Origin of the sequence: Candidatus Clostridium radicumherbarum, assembly GCF_045310525.1 — a bacterium.
Lineage (GTDB): Bacteria > Bacillota > Clostridia > Clostridiales > Clostridiaceae > Clostridium_AT > Clostridium_AT radicumherbarum.
On sequence record NZ_JBJHZY010000002.1, the window covers coordinates 470,363 to 482,936 of the forward strand.

Consider the following 12,574-nt stretch of genomic DNA (forward strand, 5'->3'; position numbering starts at 1 on the left):
CCTATTTTATAGTCTTAATATAATCAGAAATAACCTGACTAAGCTTTTGATAGCCCTTTTCATTTAAGCTTAAATTATCTATGGTATACTGCTTTAGGTTATTTTCTGTTATGCCGCTTTTATTAAAGGCATCCAATACTAAAATATTATATGTGCTGCAAACAGCTTTAATGCCTTGTACATAATCCTCCATTTTATAGCCTGCTTTATTGGGATTTGGATATACTGGCTCATTCATAAAAGTCCCTCTTTTTAGAGGTGTGATGAAGACTATGTTAGCATCTGGTTTTGCTTTTAATATATCATTTATAACCTTCTTTACGTTTCCATAAAAAGTAGCTTGAGTATCATTATCCTCAATTGTTCCTAGAGGTGTATTATAAGCAAAGTCATTTGTACCAGCAAGAACAGTTATAAGATCCATATCTTTTAATTTTTCTGCTGATATATTTGAGGTTAAATCCTTCATAACTCTATTGGCAGCTGCATCATTTATTACCATATCCATACCAGTCATAGCTTTTACTTTTAATTGATAATTATTTGCTGCAGACATTCCATCCCCAATAGTATACCATTTTTTATTTTTCCATCTGTCATTATCAAAGTTTCCCAAGGCTTTGACACCTTTGTATGTACTATTACTTAAAACAGCTGTGGAAACAGGCTTAGATGCAGCCTCAGTATTATTTTCATTGCTGTTAACAGCTGGAGGATTATTTTTAGAAATATCCTTCTGCAAAGATGTAAGCTCCATAGTTAATTTATTTTGTTTTTTCTGTCCTATGCCAACTACAAATATTAGAGATAATACCAGAATTACAATTATAGTAAGCATAAAAGCACTGTGATTCACTACTTGTTTCATTAATTAAATTGCCCCCTATCCCCATATTATGTAAAGCAGTATAAATACCTTACTTTAAAGATATACGCTTACAATATGGTAATAATTATAAAAAAATACCCTGCAGGTAAAATTCAGCCAAAGTTATACTTAATAAAGAGAAATGCTGCAATCTTCATTAAATAGGCTTTAAATAAACTTTTTCAGGGTAGCTTATATTATTAAATTATTTTCTTAAACCCCAGAAATCAAATCTCTTCTTGTTTGGCTTAATATCTAAAACATCAACTTCTTTACCTTCTATAATTTTATATTGATTTTCATCCATCCATGCATAAAGCTCTGGATTCTTGTTCTTAATTATTTCTAAAGCATCTGCAAGCCTTGTAGTTCTGCGCTTATCATCATGGGCGTCGCTGCCTATTAGATGGATCATGTTTCTCTCTACTAAATTCAATGCAAAGGTCTGAATATCCTTGCCATAGATGCCTGTTAAGCTTCCGGAATTTATCTGTGCAAGGGTTCCTTGCTCTATGAGATTTTTAAGGAGACCCTCATCCTTCATTATTTTAAAATTTCTTTCTGGATGAGCAATTATAGGCATAGCTCCCTGGAGCCTAAGTTCATAAAACACTTCATCAGTATACATTGGGAACTGCTGCATAGGAAGTTCAATTAAAACGTAAGGGGTTAAATTAATCCCCCATATTCTTTTTTCGCTGTAATACTTTGGCAGCTCCGGATGTAAATATAATTCAAGACCTGGTAGAATATTGATAGAAATATTCTTAGTTTTAGCAAGGTTTATTATGCTTTCAAGCCTTTCATAGTAGTGCTTCTTATTCTGCTCCAATTCCTCCGGTATAAAATGCGAGGTAGCACATATAAATTCTGTACCTTCCTCTGCTGAAAGCTTAAGCATATCGAAGGACATGTCATAATTTTTAGAGCCATCATCAAGATAAGGTAGAATGTGACTGTGAAAATCTATCATTAAATTTCACTCCTGTGAATTTTATTTATACTCATAATTGTAGTAATAATAGGATCTTGAGTTATTTGGAATTTTATTTATTACAACTCCTATAAGCTTGCCGCCTACTTTACTTATTAGTTCTTTAGCAGTAACTAAAGCCTGTTTCTCAGCTTGCCTAAAGCTAGCTACAAAAACAACACCATCACAATAAGTAGCTAAAATCTGAGCATCTGTAACTGCTAAAACCGGAGGAGCATCAAATAAAATAACATCAAACTGACCTTTAAGTTCCTCAATTAAGGCTCTCATTTTCTTACTGCCTAAAAGCTCGGCTGGATTTGGAGGAATTGGCCCGCTGGTTAACACAAAGAAGTTATGAATATTAGTAGTTCTTATGGCTTCAAGAAAGCTTTTTTCTTTAGCTAATAAAGTTGTCAGCCCATCCTGATTGGAGATTCCAAGCTTCTTATGAATTGTAGGCTTTCTAAGGTCACAATCTATTAAAAGTACCTTCTTACCACTTTGAGCCATGGTTATTCCAAGATTTGAAATAACTGTACTCTTGCCTTCTCCAGGCTGAGTGGAAGTAATAACTAATGTTTTCAATTCCTCATCAAGGGAAGAAAATTGTATGTTAGTTCGAAGTGTCCTAAAGGCCTCAGCAGCGTGAGATTTAGGATTCTTTATTGAAATCATATCATTAAGCATACGTTCACCTCATTATTTTTCAACATCTGTAACAAAGGGGATTGTCCCAATAACTGGAATACCTATAAGCTTTTCTACATCCTCAGAGGTCTTAATGGTATTATCCAAATATTCTATTAAAAATACTACTCCTACTGAAACCATTAATCCAAGCAAAAAGGCAATAGCTATGTTAAGCTTTGTCTTTGGGCTGTCTGGAGAAATTGGAAGCTGAGCCTTGTCCAATATTCCAACATTATCGGATTTTGTTACATTCTTACTTACATCTTTTAAGGATACTGCTAGTTGATTAGCTATATCCATAGCTTGTTTTGGATCCTTTGATTTAACAGTTATGGTTAAAAACTCTGTAGTTCCCTGAGGAGCCGCTGTTACCATGTTTTGAAGCTGATCAGTGCTAAGCTTTAAGTTAAGATTTTGAATTACATCTTCTGCTACAGTTCTTGATTTAACAAATTCGCTATAGGTTTTTACCAGTTGCTGATACATCATAACATCATTGTAACTCATTGATGGGCTTTTTGAAGCATCTGTGCTTGTTTCCTTTTGTATTATAACTGAAATATCTGCCTTATAAGTTGGCTTTATTATAAAATAACTTACTATACCGCTTATTAAAGCAGCAGCTAAAGTGATTACAACTATTAAAGTCCATCTCTTCTTTAATATATTTAAATACTCAATTAATTCCATTGCCTTCCTCCTAAGCATTCAATATTACAAATAACCAACTTTTATTATATAATAAAATTGTCGGATTTTAAAGATTTTTCTCATAAAATATGTATAAATATAAAAAGGTATCCAATTAGATACCTTTTTATAAAATAGCTATGCGGTTTTGTTTAAGGCCTTCTTAAACAAGCAGCAATCCATTGAAGGTACATTTCTTATATACAGCTTTCCATCAGAAATAAGATAATTGTTGTCTGAATAAACCTCAGTTGCTACACCATCTGCCTCATGAATATAGGCTTGGCTTTCTAAATCACAATAGAATTTTGCGCCCTTATTCTCAAAATTAAATACCGCTATATACATGTTTTCAGTGCCTGTAAGGAGTAATCCAAATACTTTGTTTCTTCCTGCATAGGGTATAACAGCGAAATTATTTCCTATGTCTAAAGCCATTGCCAATAGATTTTTATTTGCTAAAGAATTAATATTAGCACCTGAAAGGATAATTGTCATAAGTTCATTTATTTTCTTATTACTTGTGGAGAAGCTTTTATGGCTGTAGGAAATAATTCTCTGCATTAAAAGTTTAAAGAAAAAGTCATAATTTATATTGTTATTATCCTTTTTAGTCAATTGACTTAATAATCCCTTGTGCTCCTCAAAGTCGAATATTCTATTTTCTACAGTAACCTTAAAGTTTAATAAGCCTAGTGGATAGTCATCAGAGAAAAATCTATATTCTTCAAATCGACTCTTAATAAAGGTTAACAGCCTGCTTAATTCATAATGAGCATTAAAAAGCTTATGTTCCTCAATTATGCTTATATACTGCCCTATGCCATTTATATCTAGTAAACTTACTTTGTTAATTACTGCATTGGCATTGGAGAAAACCTTATTTCTACCCTCTTCAGTTGATATGTCCACTGCATAAAGCTTCTTTTTGTTTACTTTAAGATATACGGGCTTATTATCTATTTTAAGGGTGCTGCTATTTACCTTATAAGTATAAAGGATACTATATACACTCGAACTTTCTAATTTTGCTTTAAGGTCATTATCATTTCTTAAATCATTATTAATAAGCATTTTGTCCATGAAGCTATTAAAAAGCGGAAAAATATCCTGACCTTCTGTAATAAATAAAGAATCCAGCATAAGTTCTTCCTCATGCTTTAATTCATAATTTATAAAATTATATACTGCCTCTACATGAAACTCATTTTTATTTAATACATTTTCTATATTATTTCTAGAGTATCTAGAGCCTAGGAAACCAAAAAATCTACAATTATTATTTTCATTGTCTATTAGGGTTTCAAATAAGTAGGATTGTATTCTTTCACTTTCGTTCACTCTATCAATATGTACACTGCTCATTTTTTCATAAATTGTCTTAGGGTTTATAATAATATTAGTTTTCTTAAAATCTCTCGTGGAGAATAATTCTAGATGCAGTTTATTTAATAGAATACTAGCACTTCCAATATTTTTAATGGATACCTTTAGTTCCTCATTACTTCTCTCAAAATATAAACTAATGCACTCATTAATTATAGAGCTTGTACTAATTTCCTTTAAATTAACTACAGAAGTAATTAACTTATTATTAACTTCCAATTTGTATTTTATTTCACTCATAGTCATACCTCGTCAAATTATAATATTGTCCAACTAGATTATAGCAAATCAGCCTGCATAAGTTAACTATTACTATTAGCAAATTAAACCATTAATCAACAATTTGTGTTATTTTCTATGTCGAAAATATTCATAAGTTGTAAAGTTTCTTAAAGTTACTTAAGAAATTAATGTAAAATTAAGAACTAAAGAAAATTTTATTTAGTTACCATTGCCTGTAAGTCCATGGCATTTTGAATATCTACATTTGAGAGTATAGCCTGTTTAACATGTGTTTTCTGATCTTTTGTAAGTGTGTTGTAGTACTTTTGGGTTTCATTAATATCTGCTGAAAAATTATAGGAAGGATTACTAATTACCCTTTGAACCGCTGTCTCCATCATGTTCATAACCTTAATTTCCTGGGAAGACTTAAGTGACATAGCTGCAGTAATTAGCTGGCTATTTAAAAGCCTTAATTTCTTATTATTATCAGCTTCAGGAGATGGTTTTTGTACACTATTACTTGAACCATTATTGCTGCTTGAATTATTATTGCTGTTTGCATTACTAGAACTATTTGTACCGCTGGAGGTATTGCTTGCAGTGTCAATATTCAGCATATTTCTAAATAATTCTGTAACTATATTTTTAGAACTATTATTCCCACCTTTTGCAGTAGCATTTGGATTTTCCTTGCTTGTTACAAGGCTCACTAAAAGCAAATTATCCTTAACTTTAAGTTCATTTATTTTTAGGGGCAAAATATTACTAAGCTGAATTTCTCCATTTATAAAGCAAATGCTGCTGCTGTTATATTTTTTTGCCATTGAAAACAAAAGCCCTTTAGGTATGGGAAGCTTGCCTAGCTTAATAGAAGTTAATTTATATACATATTTATTATTTTCATATGAGAGTGTCCCATTTGTGCTTACAGTTAGGTTTATATTATTAATACTAAATGGGGCAAATAAAGAAATATTGCTGCCCTCTATATCAGAATAAATGTCCTTTACTTTTAAGGGACCACTACTAAGTTTATTTTTAAAATATAAATTAATAAGTGCGTTTGTATCTTCGTTATCAAGGACTAGCTTTCCATTTCCTGTGGCAACTTTCACCTTTTCTAGAGTCTCTAATTCGGCTGATTTTTTACTAGAAAACTTTGGAGAACTAAATGTAAAAAAGGTTAATGCTGCAATAAGTAAAAGGAAAACGGATAAGCCTAAAAAAATATAATTTTTCTTTTTCCTCATGATCCACTCCTAAAATTTAAGTTAAATAAAATCCCCTGAAAAAATCAGGGGATAAAATAGCTACTTTATTGTAATAACTAAAGTATATTTTTTAACACTTCCTGAATTATCAGTTAAGGTTAATTGTGCACCATTTAATATGGTCTTTATGTTTGAAGTTAATACTCCATCATTAGGATTGTAGCCTGCTGCAGTCATAGCATTAAATATAATGTTTCCAAAGTTATCAGTTTTTCCAATTTTATTAACCATGAAATTAACCTTACTTGAGGTTAAAGCAGCATCCATTAAATCTTGTGACAATACTGCACTTCCTGAATCAACCTTTTGCACCGCAACAGGAATTACAAATTCAATTGTACCGGTTCCACCTGCTGTAGTAGGTTCAGTAATAGTTCCGTTAATAGTTACATTATCAGCCGTATTTTTTAAGCTAACTGACTTTAAGGCAGGAGCTGCTATCTTATTTACAACTTGAGTTACAATTGTATCAGGAACAACTGCACTTCCGCCAAGTGCTATAACCTTTGTATTTCCCATAATACTTGGATTTATGACATCAGCTAAGGAAGTATCTAGTGTTTTATAAACTAATACCATTGGTGAAGCTGTTTTTGCAGCTACAGGTGAACCTGATAAAGCATCTGCAAATTCGTCACCATTTGGACCATCTGCATTTGCTAAAAATACAGTATTGTAATTAAGTAAGCTCTTAAATTCACTTAAAACAGCAGCATTTGTTCCAAATCTATTTGCCCCGCCTAATCTCTTAGCACTTGGAAGAGTATTTTTTACAGAGTCAGTAATAACTCCAGTACCGCCAACTACATAAGTTTGTGCTATTGTGTTAGCTTTTATAAAAGATGAAATTTGACTTGGTACACTATATTTGCCTGTTAAAAGTATTGGCATACCTAAGTTTGCTGCTATAGGAGAAATTGATAAGGCATCCGGGAAATCAGAACCAGGAGCGACTGCTACATTTGTTATAGTTCCTAGTTTTGATTTTAATGCTGCTGCTACAGCTGCTGAGGTTCCATATCTATCACTTCCAGATAATCTAGTGATTTTAATACTTAGTGCCTTTAGCTGATTTTCAACATTTACTGATACTGCACCAGTTCCACCAATTATAAATACATTTTTAACCTTTAGGTCCTTTAGTAATGTAATTACATCTGGATCTAAACCCTTTGGAGCTGTTAAAATTGTAGGAGCATCATAAGCCTTTGCTAGTGGTGCAGCACAAAGTGCATCCGGAAAATCTATTCCGCATGCAATTACAGCATAATCAGAGCTTGTCCAATTTGCTCTTGCAACTGCTATAGCTGTATGATACCTGTCAGAGCCATAAAGTCTGGTACTTTGTGAAGCATCTGCTGCAAATACCTTGTTCACTGGAAGTACTGGGCTAAATGCCATGCAGCTTACAATTGCAGCTGCAATTAATCTTCTTGCGTTCTTCATTTATAAACCCTTCTTTCTAATATAAACTCAACTCCTATATTATAGCATGATTTACATAAAATTAGGAAATTATTATGTAAATAATTAAAAAAATGTGGCAGGAGAAACATCCCCATGCCACATCTTTCATATTACCAGCTCTTCACAAGAGCATTGGCATCAGAATTTAAGATATCTTTTGCTTCTTTAGAAATATTGTCACTCATAGGAGGATTGTTAAGATGTTTTATGAAATCACCCATATGCTTTTTAGCTTGATCTAATTTATTCTCCTTGTAGAATTTTTCAGCTTGCTCTAGACTGTTACTCAATTGAGGTACTAATGCTCCTGAAAGCTTTCCATTAGTTATATAATCCTTCATCAAACCATTAATGGAATCAAAGCTTGTAGTTACCACAACTGTAACTTTATTAGACTGAGCTGTTACGCTGTCAATGGTCACTGATGCATAAATATCTGCTGTTCCTGTATTCTTAGCTGTTACTATTCCATTTTCTACTGAAGCTACCTCTGGGTTAGAGGAAGTAAAGGTGATTGCAGCCTTTGCAAGGTCAAGAGGAATACCATTTAAATAAGCTGCTGTTAAACTTATGTTTGCAGTCTGATTTCTCTCTAAGGAAGAATTGCTTAGAGTCTCATTAATTGCCATAGGATAACTTAATCCAAAGCCAGTTCTATAAATATAGGTTTTGTTATTGTAGCCAGCTACTCCATCAGGTATGTCTGTAGGCAGTTTTCCACTTGGGTTAATTAGACCAAAGATAGCTCTTATACCAGATACCAGATTTGGCTGGTTTGCATATCTGCCATAGGTAGCTACATAGGCACCTACATTTGGTATAGACATAATATCATAGGGGTTAACCATTGAGAGTGCAACAAGAGGTGCATTTTTACTGATTAAATTATATGCAATTACATTCTGAGGGAATAAAGTATAGTAGTTATATCCTGGTGTAGTGCTGTTTTTATCATAACCATAGGTTCCTAATATTACATAATTAGCACTGTCTATAGCACTTTTCATAGCTACTGAAAGTGTACTGCTGCTATAGTTAAAGGACTTAATAGTAACACCAGTGAGGTTTCTTGCCTTAAATACCTCCTCCATTGAATTTACCAAAAGAGTAGTTCTGTCGGATAGTGGAGTGAATATTACTACAGTATCATTACTTTTTAAGTTAAAAGGTAACATATTATTATCATTTTTAACTAAGGTTACAGCTTTATTTGAGGCTTCAGTTTCAATTGCCTTGTGCTCAGCTGAACCAACTACTTTAAGTGCATCAGAAACCTTTTGGTCTGTTGTTCTGGTGTCAGTATTACCAGCTGGATTATATATATCTCTTTTTATTTTTAAAGCAATAATTCTTTGAGCTGATTCATTAATTCTTGCTACTGAAATTTCTCCATTGTTTACTGCATTAATAACTCCCATAAATACTTTATCAAGATTTCCGATTTGATTTGTATTTGTAACAGTTGCAGGCATAAGTAAAATATCAGTACCAGCCTGTATAGCCATTATTGATGCTTGTACATCGCCGAAATTTTGTGTAATGGCTCCCATGTTCATGGCATCAGTTGTAATAACGCCTTTAAAGCCCATTTCAGTTCTAAGTAAGTCAGTCAATACTTTATGGGAAAGGGTTGCAGGCAGATTAACGGTGCTGCCATCCTTGGCAGTAACTGTAGAATTATCAACAGCTGGGAATACAACGTGTGCTGTCATAATCATGTCGATTCCATTATTAATAGCAGTCTGGAAAGGTACTAAGTCCAAGTTGTGAACCGTGGCTAAATCGTGTGTTACAACAGGCAGTCCAAGGTGTGAATCTGTTGAAGTGTCACCATGGCCTGGAAAATGCTTTCCTGTAGCGCCTACACCAGCATCATGAAGCCCATTTATATAGGCGGTTCCCATTTTTGCTACAAGGTTTGGGTCTCCTCCAAAGGATCTTACACCGATGACAGGATTAAAAGGATTTATGTTACAGTCAAGATCCGGTGCAAAATCTTCATTTATACCTATAGCTTTCAATTCTTCGCCAGTTGCCTTACCAACCTTATAGGCTTCCTGAGGGTCATTGGTTGCCCCTAAAGCCATATTTCCTGGCATAACAGTACCTTGCCCTAGTCTTACAATTGATCCGCCTTCCTGGTCGGTGGTTGTAATTAATGGGATTTTAGCTCCTGTATTTTGCATGACAGGTGCAGCACTCTGCAGGCCGTCAATAAGCCTTACAGATGCATCTGTAGTTTTTACATTATTGGCAAATAATATTACTCCTCCAAGATGATACTGTTTAATGATATTTCCAACCTCATCATTATACACAGTAAGGTCACTGCCATTCCAGGTTCTGAAATCTGGCATAAACATTTGACCAACCTTTTCTTCTAGAGTCATATTTGCAACTATTGCAGCAGCTTCTTCCTCTGGTGTCTGTGCAGCAGCCTTTGTAATTCCATTACTTGAAAGCATGGGTTGTACATTTAAGACAAGCATTGAAGCCGAAAGAAGAGCAGTTATTAATTTTTTTGAATTTTTCCACCTAGACATTTTTAAACCTCCAATTAAATTTTTAATTAATACTCTCAATCATAAATTCATCATTAGTTATAAAACGTTTTCACCAAGATGAAGTGCTTGTCCACAAAATCGGCATCCCTCCCATCGCAATTACCTAATATTATAATGTGAAATAGAAAGAGTTATTAAATAAAAAAAGCCAAAAGAAAGTAATTGTTTTCTTTTGGCTTATGCCTTCAGTTAAGAAGTAACACGCCTTAATAATGTATTATTCATTTTCATACATTATTATATCATTTATTGAAAATATTGTAAATATAACTTTAAAAAAATCTAATTTACTAATTTTTTATCATTTCTAATTTAGAATAAATCAATATGTGCGTTGCCGTTAATAATGCTTATATTTTTAGTAACACATATAAGTAACCCATCATATATTTACCTTGCAGGCATATAATATATGGTCTAATTAATTGCTTTGCACAATTTATTACAAAATGCCGATTATTTATGCGGGGGTGAATTATCTTTTAAAAGAATTGAACTCTCTTTTATATCTTAATTCATTATTTAGGAGGTGATTATATGAAAAAGAAAGGTTTTTTTATATCATTAATAACAAGTTTAATGATGATTTTTTCTTTTTCAATTCCAACTTATGCAGATGTACAAAATGTACAAAATGGGCAAAATGGAACAACGCTTATTAATGCAAATGTAACTGCTGCTCCTTCTTGGGAGAGAGTTTTTGATTGGAGCATTAACAAATCTGTTACTCCAAATGTATGGAATTTGTTTCAAGGGGACACTGGTACCTCCAAATATAACATTGCTGTAACAAAAGGCACTGGAATAGATTATAAAAAAATTACAGGCATTGTAACTGTAACAAATGGGGGTGCCGAATCTACTGAAAATCTATCCATAACAGTAAGATTGACTAATCCTTCTGGTTCAGTGCTGTATTTATCAGTACCGGTTGATATAAGTGGAAATCCCGTTCTTGATCCAGGTGAAACAGGGAACTACAGCTATACAATTGATTATCCAGCTGCAAATCTTAGTTTAACTTACAAAGTTACGGCAGATATTACAATAACCAATCACTCTGGAAGTTTAGGAACCCCAAAGGGACCAAGTCCCAGCAGTGACGGTTTTAGCTTTCCTTCAAGCCCTGTCCTAGTGAATGATGTTATTCACGTAGATGATACTAATGGTAGCAGTTATTTGTTCAACACAAGCGGAAGTGTGTCTTATGATAAGACCTTCTCAGCTTTAGACAAAGGGACTAATGTAAATACAGCAACAATAAAAGAAACAGGTGCGGATTCAACAGCAAGTGTAACTGTTAACACCTATGCACTTGATGTATCAAAAACTGCAAACACTGCATTTACAAGGACCTATACCTGGACAATAAATAAAACAGGAGACCAATCAGAAATTACATTAGCATTAAATGAGATCTTCCCAGTTAATTATAAAGTTACAGTGGATGGGAAGTATACTGACATCAATTGGAAGGCCGCAGGAACTATAAGTGTACACAATCCTGCTCCTATGGCTGCTGTAATAAACAGTATAAGTGATATTGTAGCTCCTGATATTGCAGCATCAACAAATTTTGGAGTAACCTTCCCGTATATACTGGATGCCGGTGCAACCCTAAACGGTACCTACAGTGCTAACCTGCCGGATACAGCAGATAGAATTAATACTGCATCTGCAGTACTTCAAAACTATGCTTATGATTCAAATGGCAATACTGCACCAAATGGTACAACAGCCTTTTCAGGTACAGCCAATGTTAGTTTTGCCAATGCTTCTATAAATCTAGTAGATGAGAGTGTAAATGTAACTGATAGCCTTGCTGGAACTTTGGGAACATTATCTTATACTGATGTGCTGCCAAAAACCTATACCTATTTATGGACAGTTGGTCCTTATGCCAGCAGTGGAGACTATACAGTTAACAACACTGCAACCTTCACTACGAATGATACAGGCATTACTGGAAGTTCAAGCTGGAGTGTTATCATCCACCTTCCAAGCCACGGTGCAACCTTGACAATTGGTTATTGGAAAACCCATGCAGGCTTTGGTCCTCAAAAGGACGTAGTGACACAATATCTTCCAATATGGCTTGGTACGCCTAATGGAGCAAAGAGTGTTAATGTTACTTCAGCTTCTCTGGCTGTAAAGTATCTAAGCATGAACGGAGATGCCTCCAACGGAATAAATAAGCTTTACGCTCAGCTTCTTGCAGCTAAACTTAACATTGCAAATGGTGCTGATGGAACTGTTATTAATAAAACAATAGCAGCTGCTGATGCCTTCCTTTCAACCAATAATAGCTCTAGCTGGAGCAGCCTTTCTAAAACTAATAAAAACTTAGTATTAGGATGGGCTTCAACACTTGATAACTACAATAATGGTTTAATGGGAGTACCGCACGCAGTAGAATAAATAATAGAAAAAAATAAAA

At 33.8% G+C, this 12,574-nt stretch carries 9 protein-coding genes; 1 reads left to right on the plus strand and 8 read right to left on the minus strand.

Features of this window, described 5'->3' with window-relative positions:
• Position 1 precedes the first annotated feature (1 nt).
• The 8 genes from ACJDUH_RS12015 to ACJDUH_RS12050 form a co-directional block, all read right to left on the minus strand.
• The gene (locus tag ACJDUH_RS12015) at positions 2-868 is read right to left on the minus strand and encodes an SGNH/GDSL hydrolase family protein (protein WP_406765442.1); all 867 of its coding nucleotides are present in this window, start codon (positions 866-868) and stop codon (positions 2-4) included.
• Positions 869-1,073: 205 nt separating this feature from the next.
• Complete coding sequence (locus ACJDUH_RS12020; protein WP_406765443.1) at positions 1,074-1,841, minus strand: tyrosine-protein phosphatase; 768 nt, start codon at positions 1,839-1,841, stop codon at positions 1,074-1,076.
• Between the two features lie 21 nt (positions 1,842-1,862).
• On the minus strand, positions 1,863-2,531 hold the full coding sequence (locus ACJDUH_RS12025) for a CpsD/CapB family tyrosine-protein kinase (protein ID WP_406765444.1): 669 nt from the start codon (positions 2,529-2,531) through the stop codon (positions 1,863-1,865).
• Positions 2,532-2,543: 12 nt separating this feature from the next.
• Entirely contained in the window at positions 2,544-3,224 is a 681-nt protein-coding gene (locus tag ACJDUH_RS12030; protein WP_406765445.1) for a YveK family protein, read from the minus strand.
• A gap of 138 nt (positions 3,225-3,362) precedes the next feature.
• Entirely contained in the window at positions 3,363-4,850 is a 1,488-nt protein-coding gene (locus ACJDUH_RS12035) for a hypothetical protein (RefSeq protein WP_406765446.1), read from the minus strand.
• Between the two features lie 197 nt (positions 4,851-5,047).
• Positions 5,048-6,085, minus strand: a complete 1,038-nt coding sequence (locus tag ACJDUH_RS12040) for a hypothetical protein (protein ID WP_406765447.1) — start codon at positions 6,083-6,085, stop codon at positions 5,048-5,050.
• Positions 6,086-6,145: 60 nt separating this feature from the next.
• Positions 6,146-7,552: a cell wall-binding repeat-containing protein gene (locus ACJDUH_RS12045; RefSeq protein ID WP_406765448.1), complete on the minus strand. Its 1,407-nt coding sequence runs from the start codon at positions 7,550-7,552 to the stop codon at positions 6,146-6,148.
• Between the two features lie 131 nt (positions 7,553-7,683).
• Positions 7,684-10,116, minus strand: coding sequence for a glycoside hydrolase family 3 protein (locus ACJDUH_RS12050; RefSeq protein WP_406765449.1), 2,433 nt, complete (start codon positions 10,114-10,116; stop codon positions 7,684-7,686).
• A 558-nt stretch (positions 10,117-10,674) separates the two neighbouring features.
• On the opposite strand from ACJDUH_RS12050, the gene ACJDUH_RS12055 reads away from it, so the two are divergent.
• Positions 10,675-12,555, plus strand: a complete 1,881-nt coding sequence (locus ACJDUH_RS12055; protein ID WP_406765450.1) for an autotransporter outer membrane beta-barrel domain-containing protein — start codon at positions 10,675-10,677, stop codon at positions 12,553-12,555.
• Positions 12,556-12,574: the final 19 nt, after the last annotated feature.